The organism is Pseudokineococcus sp. 1T1Z-3 (genome assembly GCF_037482365.1).
In the GTDB taxonomy this organism is placed as follows: domain Bacteria; phylum Actinomycetota; class Actinomycetes; order Actinomycetales; family Quadrisphaeraceae; genus Pseudokineococcus.
On record NZ_JBBHZF010000001.1, the window covers coordinates 346659 to 366202 of the forward strand.

Sequence of the window (19544 nt, forward strand, 5' to 3'; positions counted from 1 at the left end):
TCAGCCGCCGAAGGCCTGCTCGTAGAGGTCGCGCAGCTCCCCGCCGTCCGGCCCCGAGCGGCCGCAGTTGGCGACGGCCAGGTCGGGCTGCTCCTCGGCGTCCGCAGCGCCGGCCGCCTGGTCTGCGCTCGATCCTGCGGTCGGCACCGTGCTGAGCAGGTAGGTGGTGCCGACGTCGTAGGTGAGGGACGCGCCGTCGACGACGGCGGTCATCGGGTCGCCCTGGGGGACGGTGAGGGTGTCCCCCACCTGCAGGTCGCCGCGGAAGACCTCGGTGACCTCCAGCCGCACCTGGCCGTCCTCGACGGCGAGGGTCTCGGCGGCGACGGCCGAGGTCGTCGCCTCCAGCGCCTGCACGTCCACCTCGGCGCACAACGACGCGGGAGCGCCGGGCTGCACCCCTCCCGCGGCGAGCGGCACGGTGCTCGCCCCGGTGCCCCGGCCGAGGCTCACGCCGGCGACGACGACGGCCGTGGCGGCCGCCAGCCCGACGACGGCGCCGAGCGCGCGCCGACGGCGGGTCGACCCGCTCGACCTCGTCTCCCGCCACGTGCGCCGGTCGGCCAGCTCGTCGGCCGCCACGACGTCGGCGTCGCCGGGCGCGACGTCCGCGTCGCCGGGCGCGACGTCGTGCTCGCCGTCGCGCACCGCGGGGTCGGTGACGGTGATGCGGGCCAGCAGCGCTGCGACGTCCTCGCGCGCCAGCGGCGGCAGGTCGGCGGCGGGGTCGAGGCCGCGCAGGTGCTCGCGCAGCTCGCGGTCCTCCTCCTCGGGCCGCTCGTCCGGGCTCATCGCGCCCCCTCCCCTCGTGCGTCCGAGCCGGCGCCGAGCGCCTCCAGCTGCTGCCTCAGCCGCGCGCGGGCGCGGGTCAGGCGCACCGCCACGGTGCCCGGGCTCGCCCCCTGCGCCGTCGCGATGGCCTTGGCGTCCATGTCTTCCCACGCCCAGAGGCGCAGGAGCTCGGCGTCCCCCGGGCGCAGCTGCGCGAGCGCGTGCTCGAGCAGGACCTTGTCGGTGGTGGTCTCGGCCGGGTCCCGCACGGGCGGCCCGGCGACGGCGTGCACGGTCTCCTTGGCCGCCACCCGCTCCTGGCGCCGGGCGCTGCGGGTGGCGTTGGCCAGCTGCAGCCGGGCGACGCCGACGGCCCACGGCACCGGCTCGTGCGGCGGCACGTCCTCGAGCCTGCGCCACAGGACGAGCAGCGTCTCGGAGAGCACGTCCTCGGCGGTCGCCTGGTCGGTGCGCCGGGCCAGGTAGCGGCGCACCGGCTCGACCACCTCGGCCACGACACGCTCCAGAGCAGCTCGGCGGTCCTCACCGCCGAGCTGCTCTGGCGTCACGTCCTCGTCCACGGGCGGCAGTCTCCCGCCCACGCGCGACGAGGTCGCGCACCCTGGAGTTCGCTGGCCCCGTCGCGGGCGGGCGAGAGCGAGGACATGACCGCGGTCACCGGGCGGAGAAGGCGTCCTCGTAGACGGCGCGCAGCTCCGGGGTCACGGGGCCGCTCTGGCCGCAGGCCTGGACGGTGCCCGCGTCCGCCGTCACGAGGTAGGTCTCGCCGACCTCGAAGACGCCCGGGGAGAGCTCGGCGGGCAGGTCGGCCTCCGGCTGCGGCACGTCGACCTGCTCGCCGGCGCCGCCGGCGAAGTCCTCGACGACGTCCAGGCGGACGACACCGTCCGCGACGTCGACGGCCGTGGCCTCGACGGCGAGGTCGTTGTCCGCGACGGCCTCGGGGGTGACCTCGGCGGCGCACGCCACGGCGGGGCCGTCCGTGGCGGGCAGGGTAAGCGTCACGGCGGGGCCGGCCGTGGCCGGGTCGGCCGAGCTCCCGGCGTCCGTGCCGGCGTCGCCGCCGGAGCCGCAGGCGGCCAGCACGCCGGCCAGGGCGAGGGCACCAGCGCCTGCGGCCAGGCGGGAGGTGCGACGGCGGCCGGTGGAGGTGCTCACGGTGGGGGTGCTCACGGTGGAGGTCATGGGGTCTGCGCTCCTCTTCGTCGGGTGACGTCGGGTCGGTGGGCTGCGGAGGCCCGCGGTGCGGATGCACCGTCAGCCCCCCATGTCCGGCCGCCGCCGAGGTCTTACGCCCCGCGCTCGACGACCTCGGCGACAGGCTCGCGCGACGACGCGTCCGCGCCACGGGGTCACCGCCGCTTCGCCCAGACGCCGAGCCGCCGGCCGCGGAGGGCGTCCGGCCGACACGTGCGCCCGCGATCACGTCGGGGTCCTTGCGCCTTCGTCACCCTGGCCTCACCCTGCTCTGTGCCGACGGCCACGTCCCGTCCACGGGGAGGTCACCGCCAGGCCGGTTGGACCGGCCCGCGCCTGTGCCGCCCCGCCGCTCGCACCACGCCCCGATGCCACCGAGAGGACAGCCCATGACCGGTATCGAGGAGTGGGTCGACGACCGCTTCGGCCCCTTCAGCGCAGCGGTGGGCAACGTCATCTTCTACTCGCTGCCGCTCGGAGACGACCTCACCCTTCCCCTCATCGTCGTCTGGCTCATCGCAGGCGGGCTCGTCTTCTCGGTCTACTTCGGGCTGCCGCAGCTGCGGTACATCCCCCTCGCCATCAAGATCATCCGCGGCAAGTACACCCGCGGCGACGAGCCAGGTGAGGTCACCCACTTCCAGGCCCTCACCTCCGCGGTCTCGGGGACGGTGGGCCTCGGCAACATCGCGGGCGTCGCCGTCGCCGTCTCCCAGGGCGGCCCCGGCGCGACCTTCTGGATGATCCTCGCGGGCCTCATCTCCATGTGCACCAAGTTCGTCGAGTGCACGCTCGGCGTGAAGTACCGAGAGATCCACGAGGACGGCTCGGTCACCGGCGGCCCCTTCCGTTACTTGCGAGTGGCTTTCGCGAAGTTCGGCGACAGCGTCCCGGCGCAGCTGCTCTCGAAGTTCCTCGTCGGCTTCTTCGCCGTCGCGATCTTGCTCTTCGGCATGGCCGGCGGCAACATGTTCCAGGCCAACCAGACTTTCGCGCAGGTCCGCAACGTCACCGGCGGCGAGGACGGCCTCTTCGGCAGCTCGCTCGCCACGCTCCTCTTCGGCCTCGCCCTCGCCGCACTCGTGGGAGCGGTGATCATCGGCGGCATCAAGTCCATCGGTGCCGTCACCGGGAGGCTCGTCCCCGCGATGGCCATCTTCTACGTCATCGCCTGCCTGACCGTCATCGCCCTCAACGTCGGGCAGGTCCCCGCCGCCATCGGTGCCATCTTCGCCGGCGCCTTCTCCCCCGAGGGCGTCGCCGGCGGCGTCCTCGGGGCGCTGATCGTCGGCTTCCGGCGCGCCGCCTTCTCGAATGAGGCCGGAGTCGGCTCCGCACCCACGGCGCACGCGGCGGTCAAGACCGACCACCCGGTCACCGAGGGCTTCGTCGCCATGCTCGAGCCCTTCGTCGACACCGTGCTCATCTGCACGATGACCGCCCTGACCATCATCATCGCCAACCCCGCGTCGTACGTCGCCGCGCGCGAGTCCGTCGCGGCGGGCGGAGCGCCACCCTCGAACGAGGCCGGCGTCATCATCACCTCGGACGCGTTCGCCGTCGTCGCGCCGTGGTTCCCGTACCTCCTCGTCGTCGCCGTGGCTCTCTTCGCCTTCTCGACGTTGGTGACCTGGAGCTACTACAGCTTGAAGGCATGGACGACGCTCTTCGGTCGGAGCAAGATCTCGGAGACGGTCTTCAAGCTCTTCTACCTGTTCTTCACGGTGGTTGGCACCCTGATCACGCTGGGGTCGGTCCTCGACTTCGCGGACTCGATGCTCTTCGCCTGCGCCCTCGTCAACATCTTCGGGCTGTACCTGCTCATGCCCGTGGTCAAGGACGAGGTCCGAAAGTTCGTGGGCGGCATCAAGAGCGGTGACATCACTGAGGTGAAGAACCCGCAGTCGCTGATCCACCCCGGCCAGAAGAACTGACCGGCGCGCCGCCCGGACCGGACCGCCCGCCCCTGCTCGCGGCCCCGCGACGTCGAGGTGCCGCGGCGGGGTGAGGGGTCAGGGACGGGCGACGGGGCGGCGGAGGAGGAGGCGGAGCACCACGCCGGCGGCGAGGACGGTGGCGCCGGTGACGACCGACGCCGGGGGAAGCGAGAGCGCCAGCACCGCGCAGCCGAGGACGCCGACGACGGCGACCGCCCGCGGGGCGAGCCGGTGCTCCGCCGTCTGCGTCAGCGCCGAGAGGTTGGCCACGAGGTAGTAGGTGAGCACCCCGAAGGAGGAGAAGCCGATGACCTCGCGCAGGTCCCCGACGAGCACCGCGACCACGACGACGACGGCGACGGCCACCTCCGCGTGGTGCGGGACCTCGTGGCGCGGGTGGACGGCCGCGAGGACGCGGGGCAGGTCGCCCTCCCGCGCCATGGCGAGCATCGTGCGGCTCACCCCGGCCAGCAGCGCCAGCAGGGCCGCGCAGCAGGCGGCCACGGCACCGACGCGGACGACGGCGCCGAGCCCGGGCCACGGCCCCGCCGCCACGACGGTCTCGAGCGGGGCGTCGGAGGCGGCCAGCGCCGCGGGACCGACGGCTGCCAGCGCCGTCACCGCCACGACGAGGTAGAGCACCAGGACGAGGGCGAGGGACGTCAGCACGGCCCGCGGGATGGTCCGGCGCGGCGAGCGCACCTCCTCGGCCAGCGTCGTCACCCGCGCGTACCCGGCGAAGGCGAAGAAGAGCAGCCCGGCGGCCTGGAGCACGCCGCGCCAGCCGTCGTCGCCGACCGCAAGCAGCTCGGTCCCGGGGACGGCCGCGGGGTCGTCGACCTGCAGCGCCGACACGACCACCACCACGAGCGCCAGCAGGACGACGACGAGCAGCACCCGTGCCGCGCGCGCCGTCCGGGTCACCCCGCGGTAGCCCACGGCCGCGAGCGCCACGACGGCGAGCGCCGCCACCGGCCGCTGCCACGGGTCGGGCACGGCGTACGCCGCGGCGGTGAGCGCCATCGCCGCGCAGCTGGCGGTCTTGCCGACGACGAAGCCCCACCCCGCGACGTACCCCCACCACGGGCCGAGCTGGCGCCGGCCGAAGAGGTAGGTCCCGCCCGAGGAGGGGTGCTGGACCGCCAGCTGCGCCGACGACGTCGCGTTGCACGCCGCGACGACGCCGGCGACGACCAGCCCGACCAGCAGTCCCGCGCCGGCCGCCGCGGCCGCCGGCGCCAGGACGGCGAAGACCCCGGCCCCGAGCATCGAGGACAGCCCGACGACGACCGCGTCGCCCGTGCCCAGCCGTCGCGCCAGCTGCCGCTGCCCGCCCACCCGTCCGCCGTCACCCACGTCGCGAGACTAGGAAGGCCCGGCAGACGCCCGGTGACGTCCCGGTGACCACCCGGAGCTTCTCCACCCGTACCGGCACTTCGACGACGAAGTGCCGGAGAAGGGGTCCCTCCGCAGCACTTCGACGGCTACTTGCCGGAGGAGGGGCCCACGCCGTGGCACTTCGACGACGAAGTGCCGGGAAGGGGGCGACCTGGCGGGGGTCCGACGCGGCCCGCGCGAGGGCGGGGAGGGGACGCGCGCGCCAGGATGGCGGCATGGACGAGGTGACCATCGCGAGCCAGGGACTCTCCGTCGTCGTCGCGCGGCAGGGCGCCGAGCTGCAGTCCCTCCGGCTGCTCCACGACGACGGCAGCGAGGGCCTCGAGCTGCTCTGGCAGGCCGGCCCGCAGTGGCGACGGCGTGCCCCGGTGCTGTTCCCGGTCGTCGGCAAGGTCGCGGACGACGAGGTCATCGTCGACGGCCGCCGCTACCCGATGGGCCAGCACGGCTTCGCCCGTGACCTCCCGCACGAGGTTCTCGAGGCCTCGCCGTCGCGCGTCGTCCTGCGGCTGGCCGACGACGGCACCACCCGCGAGCACTACCCCTTCGGCTTCGCCCTCACGACGACGTTCGAGGTCCAGGGGCGCTCGCTGACGGCGCGCTGGGCCGTCGAGACGACCGGCGAGACGCCGATGCCCTTCTCGCTCGGCTGGCACCCGGCCTTCCGCTGGCCGCTGGCCCCCGGCGTCCCGAAGGGCAAGCACGTGGTCCTCTTCGAGGAGCCCGAGCCCGCCGACGTCCGCCGGGTGCGCGGTGGCCCGCTCACCGAGCCGGTGCCGACGCCCGTCCTCGGCGACCTCCTGCCGCTCTCGGACGGTCTCTTCTCGGACGACGCCGTCGTCTTCGACGACCTGCGCAGCACCGCCGTCACCTTCACCGGCCCCGGCGCACCCACGCTGCGCCTGCACCTCGACGGCTTCCCGCAGCTCGGCGTGTGGTCCAGGCCCACGGGGGCGGACTTCCTGTGCCTGGAGCCGTGGGCCGGCCTGGCCTCCCCCGAGGGCTGGCAGGGCGAGCTGCGCGACAAGCCCTACGGCCAGGTCGTCGCCCCGGGCGAGGTCTTCGAGGTCGGCTGCACGGTGACGGTCGAGCGACCCGGGAGCTGACCTGGCGTCCCTGCGCCGTCGTCAGCCCTGCGCCGTCGTCAGCCCTGCGNNNNCCGGCAGCCAGATGCGCATCGTCGTCGCGCCTCGCTCGGCCCACCGGTGGTAGGGCACGAGCGGGACGTCGACCTCCTCGCCGGCCGCGCCCGTGCCGTCGTCCGCGGCGTAGGGCTGCGCCCCGGGCCCGCCGAGGCCCGTCGGCGCCGCTCCGGCGCGTCGTCCCCGCACGACCGCCCCGTCACCGTCCCGCCGCAGCGGACCGCTGGCCAGGACCTCGAGGTCGCCCACGTCGAGCTCCGGCGGCAGGTCCACCGACTCCGCGCACAGCACGACCGGCCCGAGCTCGACGGCCACGCACCCCCGCACCGCGTCCACCCGCGGGTCCGGCCGTGTCCACCGCGCCTCGACGGGCAGGCAGAGCCGCAGCTGCTCTCCCGCCCGCAGCACGCGCCGCACCTCGACGAGGCCGGGCTCGGCCGGCGTCTCCCCCGAGTCGTCGTGCAGGACGGCTCCCCTGGCCCACCCGGGCACCCGCAGCCGCAGCGCCACGGGCCGGTCGGGCGCCTCGACGACCGTGACCTCGACCTCCCCGTCCTCGGGGTAGCGCGTGCGCACCCGCAGCGCGAGCTCGCCGCCCGCGTCCAGGGCCACCCGCACGTCGGCCGAGGCGTGCTGCAGCAGCGAGACCGCGTCCCCCTCGACGGCGACGGCGTAGGCCTGCCAGGAGGCGAGGGTCCGCGCCACGTTGGTGGGGCAGCAGGAGACCTCGAACCAGGGCGCACGGACGCCGCCCTCGGCCCGGCGGTTGACCTCGTCGAGGCGCACGTCCTCGCCGGCGGTCCGCTGCTGCAGCGGGTTGGCGTAGAAGAAGCTGCACCCGTCCGGCCCCGGCGAGACGGCGACGACGTTGTAGAGCGTCCGCTCGACGAGGTCGGCGTACCGCGCGTCGCCCGTGGCGAGGAAGAGCCTCCACGAGACCATCACCGAGGCGATGCCGGCGCACGTCTCGCAGTAGGCCCGGTCCGGCGGCAGCTCCCAGTCCTCCCCGAAGCCCTCGTCCTGGTGGCGCGAGCCCATGCCGCCGGTCAGGTAGGTGCGCCGCTCCACCGAGCGGTCCCACTGCCGCACCACCGCCGCGAGCAGCTCCTCGTCGCCGGTGTCGACGGCGACGTCCACGGCACCGGCGGACAGGTACAGCGCGCGGACGGCGTGCCCGCGCCAGGCGTCCGCGTCCCGCACGGGGACGTCGTCCTGGAAGTACGTGGGCCCGAGCAGGGGGATGTGCCCCAGCAGCCCCCGGCCGCGCCGGTCGACGAACAGCGCCGCCTGCTCGGTGTACCGCTGCTCACCGGTCAGGCGGCCCAGCTCCGCGAGCGCCACCTCGACCTCCGGGTGCCCGCAGATGCCCTCGCGGCCCTGCGGGCCGAACTCCGCGCAGACCTGGTCGGCGGCGCGGCGGGCGACGTCGACGAGCGGGTCGTCGGGGTGCGTGCGCCCGCGGGCCACGGCCGCCTGGACGAGGTGGCCGACGCAGTAGAGCTCGTGACCCATCTCCAGGTCGCTCCACCGCGGCGGCAGCCCGGGGTGGCCGAAGCAGGTGTTGAGGTACCCGTCGGCGTCCTGCGCCGCCGCGACCCGCGCGGTGAGGCGCCCCAGGAGCGCCTCCGCCTCGGGGTCACCGGTGCGCGCGCACTCCCAGGCCAGGCCCTCCATGAGCTTGTAGACCTCGGAGTCGGAGAACTGCCACCCGGGCCGTTCGACCCCCGGGGCGCCCGTCGTGCCCTCGGCGACCCGGTCGAAGTTGGCCAGCCAGCCGAGGCGCTCCATCCAGGCGGCGCAGTGCTGGAAGGTCTCGGCTGCGTTGACGGCCTGCAGCCGGCCCCAGAAGCCGTCACCGGCCAGGCGCACCTCGCCGAGCCCGGCGCCGCGACGGCCCGCCGGGCGCGGCACCACGGGGCGGGCCGCCGCGGGGTCGGCGCCGGCGGCCTCGGCCGACGAGCGCTGGGTCAGGGTCTGCGTCGTCGGACCAGCAGTCATGGATCAGTCCTTCACGGCCCCGGCGGTCACGCCGGCGGCCACGTAGCGCTGCGCGAGCACGATGAGCACGGCGGCGGGGATGGAGGCGACGACGGCGGTGGCCATGATGGCGTTCCACTGCGTCGTGTTGTTGCCGATGTAGGCGTAGATGCTCAGCGTGATGGGGATGTGCTCGCCGTTGCGGTTGAGGGTGGAGGCGAAGACGAAGTCCGACCACGCCCAGAGGAACGCGAAGAGCGAGACGGTGATGATGCTGTTGCGCGAGAGCGGTAGCACCACCGAGCGGAAGGTGCGCCAGGTGCTCGCGCCGTCCACCTTCGCCGCGTTGAGCAGCTCGTCGGGGATCGCCGACATCAGCGCCGTGAAGAGCAGCACGGCGAAGGGGACGGCGATCGTCGAGTCGGCGATGACGAGCCCCCACACCTCGTTGAGCAGCCCGAGGCGCACGTACACCGTGTAGAAGCCCATCGCCATGACGACGGCCGGGATCATCTGCGCGACGAGGAGCAGGAAGCCGAGCGTCCCGACCCCGAAGGGCTTGAGCTTGGCGAGCGCGAACCCGGCGGGTGCCGCGACGACGACCGTGAGCAGCACGGTTCCGAGGCCGACGAAGAGGCTGGTCCCCAAGGCCGGCAGCTGCTGGGCGAAGACCGCCTGGTAGCCGTCGAAGGTCGGGTCGAGGGGGAGCAGGCTCGGCGGGGTGCGTCGCAGGTCCGAGGTGCGCGTGAGCGAGACGTTGAAGATCCAGTAGGCGGGGAAGAGCATGACGCCGGTGAGCAGCACGCCGACGACGGTCCGCCACCAGGCCACCTTCGGCCGGCGGACGCCTCTCGTGCCCTGCCCGCTTGCTGACGTCGCCCCGCCCGAGGTCTGCGCGCCGCTGCGTGGGCGCGTCGTGACGCCGCTCACGACCGGGCCTGCCGACGCTGGATGAGCAGGTACAGCAAGCCGCCCAGCATGGCGACGACGATGAGCAGGTTGCCCACGGCGGCCGCGGGCGAGAAGTCGGGCTGCCCGGTGCCGAAGGCCTCGCGGTAGGACCAGATGGCGAGCGTGGTCGAGGCCGAGCCGGGCCCGCCCGTGGTCATGATCCAGATGATGTCCACCACCTTCAGCGTGTAGACGAGCCCCAGCAGCAGCGTGATGGCCGACACGGGCGCCAGGAGCGGGAACGTGATGCGCCAGAACTGCTGCCGCGGCGTGGCCCCGTCCAGCGCGGCCGCCTCGTAGAGGTCGCCCGGGATGTTCTGCAGCCCGGAGTAGAGGATGACGAGGTTGAACGGGATGCCCAGCCAGATGTTGGCGAGGGTGACCGACGCGAGCGCCCAGCCCGGCGAGGTCAGCCAGTTGATCTGGGAGACGCCGAAGAGCGACAGCGCCCAGTTGACGACGCCGTTCTCGCTGTTGAGCATCCAGGCCCAGGCCGACGCCGAGACGATGAGGGGCAGCAGCCACGGCACGAGGAACAGGGCGCGCAGCACGGGCGAGAGCGGGAAGCTCGTGCGGAAGAAGACCGCGAGGGCCAGCCCGATGGCGAACTGGAAGACCAGGGACACGCCGGTGAAGACGAGGGTGTTGAAGACGGCCTGGCTGAAGGTGCGGTCCGTCAGGATGTCGCGGTAGTTCGCCAGGCCGACGAAGTCGGCGTCGCCCGTCACGAAGGCGCGGATCGTGTAGTCGTGCAGGCTCAGGTCGACGTTGCGCGCCAGCGGGTAGACGTAGAAGGCGACGAGGTAGACCAGCAGGGGCAGCAGGAACAGCAGCGCCGTCCACCGGCCGCCGCCGCGTCCGGGCCGGCGTCGCCGTCCGGGTGCGGGGTCCACCACGGGGCGCTGCGTGGCTCCCGCGGTGGCGGACAGGGGTGTCGTGGTCATGGCTGGGTCCTTCGAGCGCTCTGCGGCGGCGGCGGCCGGCGGACCGACCGGCCGGTGGTGGTGGTGCGGCGGGACGCGGGGGATGCCCCGCCGCACCACGATCGGGGCGGGCGTCAGCCCGCGGTGGCGGCCTCGGCGTCCGTCTGCGCCTGCGCCAGCGCCTCCTGCGGGCTGAGGCTGCCGGACAGCGAGAGCTGGACGGCGGTCCACAGCTGCTCGGAGATCAGCGGGTAGTCGGTGCCGAGGTTGTCGCTCGTGCGGCCGCGGGCGGAGCGGACGGCCTCGACCCAGGGCTCGAGGGCGGCGTCCTCGGTGAGCAGCGCCTCCTGGCCGTCCTCGGTCGGGGGGATGTAGTAGGCGAAGGTGTTCGCCGTCTCGACCGCGCCGTCGGTGCTCGTCATGCAGTCGATGACCTGGGACGTGACGTCGTAGCGGGACGTGTCGTCCTGGACCGGCGCGACGGCGAACTCACCGCCGGTCGGCGTCGGCGCGACGCCGCCGTCCTGGCCGGGGATCTGGATGATGCCCGTCTCGAAGTCGGCGTCCAGGGCGCTGTTGACCTGCCAGGTGCCGTTCTCGGCGAAGGCGAAGTCCCCGGTGAGGAACTCCTCCCACACCGTGTTCTGGCTGTTGTTGATGACCGTGTTGGGGGCGAGGCCCTGGCCCAGCCAGTCGGTCCAGAGCTGCAGCGCCGCGACGGCCTCGGGCGAGTCCAGGTCGGTGAGGTCGGCGCCGGCCCCCCAGAACCAGGGCAGGAACTGGAAGGAGCCCTCCTCGGTGCCGATGGCGGAGAAGGTGATGCCGCCGGAGCCCTGCGCCGTGACGGCCTCCAGGGCGGCGGTCAGCGAGGCCCAGTCGGTGATGGAGGCCGGGTCGACGCCGGCGGCCGCGAGGGTGTCGGCGTTGTAGTAGAGCGCGAGCGTGTTGGCGCCGATCGGGACGCCGTAGGCCGAGCCGTCGATCTCGCCGGCGCCCAGGAGGTTCGGGTCGATGCTCGAGGTGTCGAGGCCGAGCTCGTCGGTCGTGGTGAGGATGCCCGTCTCGGCCAGGGTCGAGACGGCCGGGTTGTCGAGCAGGATGACGTCGGGAGACGTGCCCTCCTGCGCCGAGAGCAGCGCCTGGTTGGTCAGCGCCGTCGTGTCGTAGGCGGTGCGCTCGATGGTGACGCCGGCCTCGTCGCCGCAGGCCTCCACGCGCATGGCCCAGTCCGAGGACGCGTCGTGCTGGGGGTAGGGGTCCCACCAGGTGTAGGTGCCGCCGGCGGCGTCTGCGGAGCCGTCGGTGCCCGAGCCCGAGCCGCCGCCGCAGGCGGCGGTGGCGAGCAGGGAGAGCGTGGCTCCGGCGACGAGGGCGACGCGGGTGGAGCGGGAGCGGATGTTCACGGGTGTTCCTCCTCGAACGTGGTGAACGCTGACGGCGCGAGCAGGCCGTCGGTGTGCGGTGCGGTGGTGGGTCGTGCGGTCAGGGGGCGTGAGCCCCGGCGGGGGGACGTCTGGCGTGGGGACGGTCGGCGCGGGGGCGGTCAGCAGGCAGCCGGGGCGCGGCCGTGCTTCCCCGGTCGGTGAGGGAGGGGGGGATCAGGTGGACGACGTGCGGGGTGGCCGCCGCCGTCCCCTCGATCCGGCGCACCAGCTGGCGGACGGCCAGCTGACCCAGCTGGTCCGGCGCGCTCTCGACCGCCGAGAAGGGCAGCGAGAAGGTGCGGGCGAACTCGCGGGAGTACCGGCCGACGACCGAGACGTCGTCGGGGGAGGTGAGCCCGCGCTCGGCCAGGACGGACGGCAGGGCCGAGGCAGCCGCCTCGTTGTTGAGCAGGAGGCCGGTCACCTGCGGGTGGGCGTCGAGCAACGCGTGCAGGGCCCGGCCGACGTCGGGCTGCGTGGACGGCGCGAACGCTGCGGCCAGCGTGACGCCGCGCTGCGCGGCCTCCTCCTCCGCGGCGCTCTGCAGGCGCCAGACGTAGGCCCCGCCCCGCTCGAGGACGTGCTCGGGCTGGTTGACCAGGAGCAGGTCCCGGTGCCCGAGCTCGTGCAGGTGGGCGACCATGTGCCGCCCCGTCTCGTGGAAGTCGAGGTCGAAGACGTCGACGCCCGAGCAGTCGGCGGGCAGCCCGACGAGCGCGCCCGGCTGCTGCGCGGAGCGCAGGACCGGGAGCCGGGTGTCGTGCTCGGCGACGTTGAGCAGCACGACACCGTCGACCATGCGGGAGGTGAGCACGCGCCGCAGCGAGGCGGGGCCGTCCGGCTCGTTGACGAGCAGGACGTCGTAGCCGAGGCCACGCGCGGTGTTCGAGACGCCGAGGAAGTACTGCATCATCGCCGGCGCGAACTCGTCGTCGAGGAACTGGGCGAGCAGCCCCAACGTCTTGGTCTGGGAGGTCGCGAGGGCCCGGGCGCCCGCGTTCGGGGTGTAGCCGAGCTCCTCCACGGCCGCGGCGACCCGGAGCCTGACCTCCTCGGAGAGGGACCGCTTGCCCGAGAGGGCGTAGGAGGCGGTGCTGCGCGAGACGCCCGCGACGCGGGCGACGTCACCGATGGTCGCCATGCCTCCTCCTCACCTGTCTGCGGGACGGACACCCGCGGCGCATCCTCGAGCGCTCGTGGTCGTCGTCGACCCTGGTGCTGCTGGCCTCGCCGGGTCGTCGTCGAACCGGTTCGCTGTTGGTGTCCCCATGGGAGCACGGGCCCGGTCGGGCGGTCAACCCGTGTGACCACATCGTGTCGAACCGGTTCGTCGATCGGGTGAGAGGCCCGCCTCACCGGCTCCTCCCGAGCCGGACTTCTCCCCCGGAGCACCTGCCCACGAGCGGCCCCTGACCACTCCTGGCCAGCTCCTGGACGCGACAGCGGGGGCGACCTGACCAGGGCCGCCCCCGCTGTCTCGGGCCGGCGAGCGGGGGGCTCGCCGACCAGCTCTGGACGTCAGTCGACCTGGAGCACCCGGTCGACGACGTGGGCCACCTGCACCTGGCCACGGTTGATGTCGAGGCGGTCGGCCTCGACCTCGGCGACGACGTCACCGGCCGTGTCGAGCAGCCGCACCGTGCCGCCGTCCACGCTCACGACGAGCGTGCTCCCGCCCGCCGTCGTGAGCCGCGCGCCGTCGGAGGCGAGCACCTGCTCGCTCGTCAGGGTGGCGCCGACGACGACGTGGTCGAGCAGCAGCGCCTCGAGGTCGTCGACGGGGAACTGCGCCCGCGACTGCAGCCGCTGCGCCGCCGCGGTCTCTGTCGGGATGCGACGGCCGTAGACCTCCTGGAGGAAGGCCATGACGGCACCGTCGTCGGGCAGGAAGGCCGTGGCCGGGGCGGCCGGGTCGCCGAGCACCGCCACCGGGGAGTCCGGCTTGTGCCGCAGGACCCGCTCGACGGCGACCGACAGCAGGTCGAAGTCCTCGCTGTCGGCGTCGCGTCGCTCCGGGCCCGAGGTGTCCTCCCGCAGGACGTCCAGCAGCGAGACGTCCGTCGCCCACTCCGGCTGCTCCTGCAGGGGCTCACCGGCCAGCGGCGAGACGACCAGCCGGTCGAGGATCGGCGCCAGCTCCGGCTCCAGGAAGATCCCCGGCCACGTCTGCGACGCGTAGGTCTCCCCGTCCCAGTTCGGCTGCACCTCGGAACGGACCTGCAGCGTGTTGGTCCCCGCCTCGAGGTCCAGCAGCACCGTCCGCTCGAAGAAGTTATTCTCGTGGAACGTCGGGACGAACGCCTCGCGCTGCGGCTCGCCGCCGTTCACGGTGATGTCGGCGAAGCGCACCATCGGGTTCGGGTTGTAGTGCGTGCCCGGCACCTGCTCGGGGTTGGAGAAGCGCATCACGACGGCGTGCCGGCCGGCCTCGGCCGCCTCGACCTCCAGCGTCAGCGTGTTCTCGTTCCCGGGCTCGCCGCCGACGCCGTCGACGGCCTGGCCGCCGCTGGCCAGGCTGAGGTCGACGACCTCGGCCGTGCCCGCCGTGGTCCCGGCCTCCGCCTCGTAGGCGGTGGACGGCAGGGCATCCGGCGCCGGCGTGACGGCGAGCCGGTCCAGGTGGACGGGCTCGGCCCCGGCTCCCGCGACGGTGACCTTGTTGACGCCCCTGGCCAGGTGAACCGGGACCGTCGAGGTGCCGTCGACCTCGGCGACCTGGTCGTCGCCGACCGCCAGGGTCGCCGCGCCGTCGCCGGCGACGTCCACCTCGAGGAGGTGCGCCTCGCCCTCGGCCGCGTAGACCCAGAAGACCGCCTCCTCGCCCTGCTCCAGCACCGCGGAACCGGCGCCCGAGACGTCCTGGGCGACGACGCCCTCGGGCACCACGTAGGAGGTGCTGGCACCGCCGTCGAGCTGGGCGTGCTCGGCCTCGTAGACCGAGCTCGGGTCGGCGTCCGGCTTCTGCAGGACGATGCGGTCGATGATCGCGTCACCCACCGTCTGGCCCGTGCCGTCGAGGCTCTGCGCCGCCAGCGTGATGGTGTGCTCGCCCGCCGTCAGGTCGACCGTCGTGTCGGCGTGGTCCCAGACCACCCACTTGTAGCCCAGCGGCAGGAAGAGCTCCTGCTCGGCGGCGCCGTCGACCCGCACGAACACGTTGGTGGGGCCCTGCTCCTGCACCCGGAAGAAGGTGTTGAGGGTGCTGGAGAAGACCTGCAGGTCGTAGGCGCCGTCCTCGGGGACGTCGACCGTGAAGGTCAGCTCGCCGTCGGAGCCGGTGCGCAGGCCGCCGACGTTGTACATGCCCGAGGTGAAGAAGCCCGCCACATTGCCGGGGCGACCCTCGGGGCCGTTGCGGCTGTAGCCGGAGCCGGTGTACTCGGCGTCCTCGGCCTCGTAGCTGCCCTCCCAGGTGATCTGCGGCGTCGCCGTCGTCTCGCCGACACCGGCTGGGGTGATGATCACCTCGTAGGCGGAGGACTCGGTCAGCTCCGGCAGGTAGGCCCCGCCGAAGTCGACGCCCACGACCCCGTCGACGACGTCGGCGGTGTACTCCGCGACGTGCCGGGGCTCGGGGGAGTCACCCAGCTGCCCCGTCCAGGGGATCTCCTCGACGGTGACGCGCACCTGGTCGCCGAAGATGTCGGCGGGCACGTCCTGGACGGAGACGTAGGACGACCCGTCGGCCCCGCCGAGCAGCGTGCGGGAGATCTTCTGCTCCTCGTCCAGCGCCGAGACGCCCTGCAGCGTGTAGCTCTGGCCGGGCTGCGGGGGCGTGACCGCGACGGTGCGCCCCGTCATGCGGCTGTAGGCGTTGTAGAGCCACCACTGGCCGTTGCCCTGGTTGGCCCCCACGGCCGAGTCGGAGAGGTTGCCGTTGATGTTCCAGAAGGCGATCATCGCCTGGACCTTCGACTCCTCGACGCCGGAGATCCACTGGATCATCTGGCCGGGCACCGAGGTGTGGTAGTTGAAGGCGTACTCGTTGATGTTGATCGGCAGGTCGACGCCCTCCAGCGGGGTGCCGGGGTAGATCTCGTCCTCCCAGCCGCGGAACCGCTCGACGGAGCGCTTGACCGTGGCCGGGTCGCTCAGCTCGTGCCAGGTGACGATGTCCGGCGCCGTCCCGGCGGCCACCGTGTGCTCCATGAAGCCACGGACCTGGTTGAAGAGCAGGCTCGTGCCCGGGCCGGCGATGCGGACCCCGGGCAGCTTCTCGGAGATCAGGGCGTGCGAGCGGTCCCAGGCGGCGAAGAAGTCCGTCGGGTCGTTCAGCCAGCTCGTGCCGTCGTAGCTCCACTGGCCCGTGCCGAACATGTTGCCCTCGGGCTCGTTGAACGGCTCGATGACGACGTTCTCGAGCAGCTCGGGGTCCAGGGCCGCGATCTGGTCGAGCTGCATCTCCATGACCTCGAAGTACCCGTCGAGCTTCTCCTGCGGCGTGTCCCCGGGCCACTGGTAGGGGAAGCCGCGGTAGTAGTCGGTGGTGCGCACGTAGACGTCGCCGTCGGTGGTGCGGGCCAGCTGCTCGAGCACCTCGAGGGCGTCCGAGCCCGGGTGCTGGGCGCCGTCCTGGCCCTTGGTGGCGATGGTCTGGACGCCCATGCCCTCGATGAGGGCGTCGGAGGGCACGCCGTCGGCGTAGAGGCCGTAGAGCAGGCCCGAGGCCCCGCCGGTGAACTCGCCCGTGTCCTCGCCGAGGTGGACGGTCAGCTGCCCCTCGCGGACGACCTCGACGCTGGCGGTGACGGCGCGGCCGGCGGCGGTGCCCCCGACGGTGAAGCGACCGGGTGCGGCGTAGGCGCTGGGGTCGACCTCGTCCCAGACGACGGGGACGGCGCGGGGGAAGCCGTCGGACCAGGTGCCCTCGATGGTCGGGGGCAGGTCCGGGGCGCGCCCCGTCTCGGTCCGCACGTCGACCTCGGTGCGGGCGAGGTCCTGCAGCTCGGGCACCTCGCCGGGGACGAGCTCGGCGACCTGGTCGGGGGCGAGCGCGGCGGCGAAGACCTGGAAGTCGTCCACCGCGCCGCTGAAGAGGGGGTCGCCGTAGAAGGAGCGGCCGATGTAGCCGGCGTCGGTGGCGGCCTGGGTGAGCAGCTCGGAGGCGGTGGTCGTGGTCGGGACCTCGCCGACGAGCGCGCCGTCCAGGTAGGTGCGCAGGGTGTCGCTCCCGGCGTCCAGGACGGTGGTCAGCGTGACCCACCGGTCCAGCGGCTGGGACGCCAGACCGGTGACCTGCGCCTCCCCGCTGCCGCCCGTCGTCGTCAGGGCGGTGCGCACGACCCCGTTGTTGTTGGAGGGCGTGGTGAACAGGTAGCGGCTGGTGCCGGAGCCGAGGGCCGACGCCCACTGCCACTGGCCGCCGGTGCCGTTCCAGCGGGTGCGGATGCTGACCGTCACGTCGCCGGTGACGCCGTCCATCACCGAGCGCGGCAGGCGCACGTAGGCACCCGTCGCGGGCTGCCCGCCCGGCAGGTCGAGAGCGCCGTCGTCGACGCCGTCGACCCGCTCGGCGGTGCCGGGGTTGACCAGCGTGCCGTCGCGCCCGGCGCCGCTGACGTCCGTCACGGTGCCGGAGACGGCACCGTCGAAGGTGTAATGCACCGTCGGCTGCGGCAGCTCGGCCGCTGCGGCGGGGCTGACGACCAGCAGACCGCTGGCCAGCAGGCCTCCGGTCACCGAGGCCACCACCGTGGCCCGGGAGCGACGACCCCGCGTCAGGGTCGTCGGTCGTGCACTGTCCAGCGTCATCGCTGAGCCTTCCGTTCGTCGGTCGACGGGTTCCCGGTTGCTCTACCGCCAGAGGCGTCCGCCCCCGTGGGGCGACCGGCGAGCAGCACGACGCCTCGCGCGCCGCGCCCACCGATCCCTACTGTCGAACCGGTTCGACACTGCAGTGTGCGACACCGGCTACGAGCGGTAGGGGTGGTCCGAGCATCGCCGGGGCGGGCGGCAGAGTCAAGACCCGGTTCACCGCGGCCTCCCCGGCCGGCGCGACCTCGACGAGCAGCGCCAAGCACCGGGGCGTGAGGTGCTGGCCTGCGTCGTCGCCCCGGTCACGGCGCGGAACGACCACAGGCGGTGACCATGGTCACGGGCCTCAGCGTCGGCGCGGGTCCCAGAGGACGAGCGCGCCGGTGCGTACGCGGCTGGGGCGGCGGCCGAGGGTGCCCGCGACGACGTCGCCGGAGGGGTCGGCGGTGAAGACGCGGCGGGCGGCGCCCACGAGGCCGCGGAGCCGCTCGACCTCGCCGGCGAGGGAGCGCACCTGGCGTTCCAGCTCGAGGATCCGCTTGATGCCGGCGAGGTTGACGCCGTCCTCCTGGGACAGGCGCTGGACCTCGCGGAGGGTGGCGACGTCGCGCAGGCTGTAGCGCCGGCCGCGGCCGGCGGTGCGCCGCGGCTCGACGAGCCCGAGGCGGTCGTACTGCCGCAGCGTCTGGGGGTGCATGCCGGCCAGCTCGGCGGCGACCGAGATGGGCAGGACGGCGGCGTCGACGTCGACCTCGCCCGAGGGCGCGGGGCCCCCGGCGCCGGGGCCGCCCGTCGACGCCGGGCTCACCGGCGCGCCCCGGCCCCGTCGCGCGCGCCCGCGGCGGCGAGCAGGTCGGCTCGGACCCCGCCGTCCTGCGCGTCCGGCGTCGCAGCCGCGAAGGCCTCGACGGCGGCGCGCGCCTCCTCCGAGAGCCGCTGCGGCACCGTGACCTGGAGGGTGACGAGGAGGTCGCCGCTGGTCGTTCCGGTGGTGATGCCCCGGCCGCGGGCGCGCAGCACCCGACCGGACGGCGATCCCGCCGGCACCCGCAGCCGCACGGTGCCGCCGTCCAGCAGCGGCGCCTCGACGTCGGCGCCGAGCGCGGCCTCGACGAAGGTGACCGGGAGCGTGACCCGCACGTGGTCGCCGTCGCGGGTGAAGACGGGGTGCGGGCTGACGGTGACCGAGATGACCAGGTCCCCGGGCGGGACGCCGGGGCCGCCGGAGGAGCCCTTGCCGCGCAGGCGGATCTTCTGGCCGTCCTTGACCCCGGCGGGGATGCGCGCCGTCACCGACGTGCCGTCGCCGGCACGCAGCGTGGTCGTGGAACCCCGTGCCGCCGTGAGGAAGTCGAGGGTGGTGGTGGCCTGGACGTCACCGCCCCTGGGCGGCGCGGACCCGGCGCCGGGTCGACCGGCCGGGCCGGCGCCCGCCTGGCCGAAGAGCCCGCCTAGGAGGTCCTCGAAACCCGGTGGGACACCGCCACCACCGGGCTGGCCGCCCTGGCGGGGGCCGTAGCTGCGGGCGCGCGGCCCACCGGGCGCCGCCCCCTGGTTGAACAGGCCCCCGAAGAGGTCCTCGAAGCCGCCGGCCGCGCCGCCGCCCGGGCCGCCGCTGCCGGCGCTGAAGCGGGCACCGCCGGCCATGGCGCGGATGGCGTCGTACTCCTGGCGCTTCTCGGGGTCGGACAGGACGGCGTAGGCCTCGCCGACCTCCTTGAACCGCTGCTCGGCCTTGGCATCCCCCGGGTTCTGGTCGGGGTGCAGCTCGCGGGCGAGCTTGCGGTAGCGCTTCTTGATGTCGCCGGCGTCGGCGTCCTTGGGCACGCCGAGCTCGGCGTAGAAGTCCTTCTCGATCCAGTCCTGCCCGGCCAAGGCCGCTCCTCACCTGCGGGGTGGCCGGGGTCGCTCCCGGCCTGTGCTGCTGTCGCGGTCGTGCTCACCTCGCCGACGTGAGCCGTGCCGCCCCGCCCGGCTCGAAGGGCCGGGCGGGGCGGCGAGGCTGTCGGGAGAGGTCGCACCGGCGCGGCCCACCAGGGGCCACGCCGG

The 19544-nt window shown here is 74.1% G+C and carries 14 protein-coding genes; 2 read left to right on the plus strand and 12 right to left on the minus strand.

Annotated features, from left to right (window positions below):
• The 3 genes from WDV86_RS01560 to WDV86_RS01570 form a co-directional block, all read right to left on the minus strand.
• A complete protein-coding gene (locus WDV86_RS01560) occupies nt 1–792 on the minus strand; it encodes a hypothetical protein (protein ID WP_339565826.1) in 792 nt (263 codons plus the stop codon).
• Nucleotides 789–1352, minus strand: a complete 564-nt coding sequence (locus WDV86_RS01565; RefSeq protein ID WP_339565827.1) for an RNA polymerase sigma factor — start codon at nt 1350–1352, stop codon at nt 789–791. The genes WDV86_RS01560 and WDV86_RS01565 overlap by 4 nt, the downstream gene beginning before the upstream one ends.
• Nucleotides 1353–1446: 94 nt before the next feature.
• Nucleotides 1447–1977: a hypothetical protein gene (locus WDV86_RS01570; RefSeq protein ID WP_339565828.1), complete on the minus strand. Its 531-nt coding sequence runs from the start codon at nt 1975–1977 to the stop codon at nt 1447–1449.
• A gap of 401 nt (nt 1978–2378) precedes the next feature.
• On the opposite strand from WDV86_RS01570, the gene WDV86_RS01575 reads away from it, so the two are divergent.
• Complete coding sequence (locus WDV86_RS01575; RefSeq protein ID WP_339565829.1) at nt 2379–3923, plus strand: alanine/glycine:cation symporter family protein; 1545 nt, start codon at nt 2379–2381, stop codon at nt 3921–3923.
• 78 nt (nt 3924–4001) lie between these two features.
• On the opposite strand, the gene WDV86_RS01580 is transcribed toward WDV86_RS01575, so the two are convergent.
• Nucleotides 4002–5264 carry an APC family permease gene (locus WDV86_RS01580; protein ID WP_445262900.1) on the minus strand — a complete coding sequence of 421 codons (1263 nt, stop codon included), beginning with the start codon at nt 5262–5264 and terminating at the stop codon, nt 4002–4004.
• Nucleotides 5265–5539: 275 nt separating this feature from the next.
• Between WDV86_RS01580 and WDV86_RS01585 the strand changes: the two genes are divergently transcribed.
• Nucleotides 5540–6430, plus strand: a complete 891-nt coding sequence (locus WDV86_RS01585) for an aldose 1-epimerase family protein (protein WP_339565831.1) — start codon at nt 5540–5542, stop codon at nt 6428–6430.
• A gap of 21 nt (nt 6431–6451) precedes the next feature.
• Here the strand turns inward: WDV86_RS01585 and WDV86_RS01590 are convergent, their stop codons facing one another.
• The 8 genes from WDV86_RS01590 to WDV86_RS01625 form a co-directional block, all read right to left on the minus strand.
• The gene (locus WDV86_RS01590; RefSeq protein WP_339565832.1) at nt 6452–8464 is read right to left on the minus strand and encodes a glycoside hydrolase family 127 protein; all 2013 of its coding nucleotides are present in this window, start codon (nt 8462–8464) and stop codon (nt 6452–6454) included.
• 3 nt (nt 8465–8467) lie between these two features.
• Nucleotides 8468–9229 (minus strand): carbohydrate ABC transporter permease, encoded by a 762-nt coding sequence (locus tag WDV86_RS01595; protein ID WP_445262901.1) that lies wholly within the window; start codon nt 9227–9229, stop codon nt 8468–8470.
• Between the two features lie 140 nt (nt 9230–9369).
• The gene (locus tag WDV86_RS01600; protein ID WP_339565834.1) at nt 9370–10338 is read right to left on the minus strand and encodes a carbohydrate ABC transporter permease; all 969 of its coding nucleotides are present in this window, start codon (nt 10336–10338) and stop codon (nt 9370–9372) included.
• 113 nt (nt 10339–10451) lie between these two features.
• Nucleotides 10452–11720: a sugar ABC transporter substrate-binding protein gene (locus tag WDV86_RS01605; protein ID WP_339565835.1), complete on the minus strand. Its 1269-nt coding sequence runs from the start codon at nt 11718–11720 to the stop codon at nt 10452–10454.
• A gap of 79 nt (nt 11721–11799) precedes the next feature.
• Entirely contained in the window at nt 11800–12882 is a 1083-nt protein-coding gene (locus WDV86_RS01610) for a LacI family DNA-binding transcriptional regulator (RefSeq protein ID WP_339565836.1), read from the minus strand.
• A 377-nt stretch (nt 12883–13259) separates the two neighbouring features.
• Nucleotides 13260–17420, minus strand: a complete 4161-nt coding sequence (locus tag WDV86_RS01615) for a LamG-like jellyroll fold domain-containing protein (RefSeq protein ID WP_339565837.1) — start codon at nt 17418–17420, stop codon at nt 13260–13262.
• A gap of 421 nt (nt 17421–17841) precedes the next feature.
• A complete protein-coding gene (locus WDV86_RS01620) occupies nt 17842–18192 on the minus strand; it encodes a heat shock protein transcriptional repressor HspR (protein ID WP_445262902.1) in 351 nt (116 codons plus the stop codon).
• A gap of 107 nt (nt 18193–18299) precedes the next feature.
• Complete coding sequence (locus tag WDV86_RS01625) at nt 18300–19370, minus strand: DnaJ C-terminal domain-containing protein (RefSeq protein WP_339565838.1); 1071 nt, start codon at nt 19368–19370, stop codon at nt 18300–18302.
• Between the last annotated feature and the right edge of the window lie 174 nt (nt 19371–19544).

What these genes read in the sequence shown, in the direction of transcription:
- WDV86_RS01560 (WP_339565826.1), bottom strand. Translation starts at nt 792, where the DNA reads ATGAGCCCGGACGAGCGGCCCGAGGAGGAGGACCGCGAGCTGCGCGAG.
- WDV86_RS01570 (WP_339565828.1), bottom strand. Translation starts at nt 1,977, where the DNA reads ATGACCTCCACCGTGAGCACCCCCACCGTGAGCACCTCCACCGGCCGC.
- WDV86_RS01575 (WP_339565829.1), top strand. Translation starts at nt 2,379, where the DNA reads ATGACCGGTATCGAGGAGTGGGTCGACGACCGCTTCGGCCCCTTCAGC.
- WDV86_RS01585 (WP_339565831.1), top strand. Translation starts at nt 5,540, where the DNA reads ATGGACGAGGTGACCATCGCGAGCCAGGGACTCTCCGTCGTCGTCGCG.
- WDV86_RS01595 (WP_445262901.1), bottom strand. Translation starts at nt 9,229, where the DNA reads ATGCTCTTCCCCGCCTACTGGATCTTCAACGTCTCGCTCACGCGCACC.
- WDV86_RS01600 (WP_339565834.1), bottom strand. Translation starts at nt 10,338, where the DNA reads ATGACCACGACACCCCTGTCCGCCACCGCGGGAGCCACGCAGCGCCCC.
- WDV86_RS01610 (WP_339565836.1), bottom strand. Translation starts at nt 12,882, where the DNA reads ATGGCGACCATCGGTGACGTCGCCCGCGTCGCGGGCGTCTCGCGCAGC.
- WDV86_RS01620 (WP_445262902.1), bottom strand. Translation starts at nt 18,192, where the DNA reads ATGCACCCCCAGACGCTGCGGCAGTACGACCGCCTCGGGCTCGTCGAG.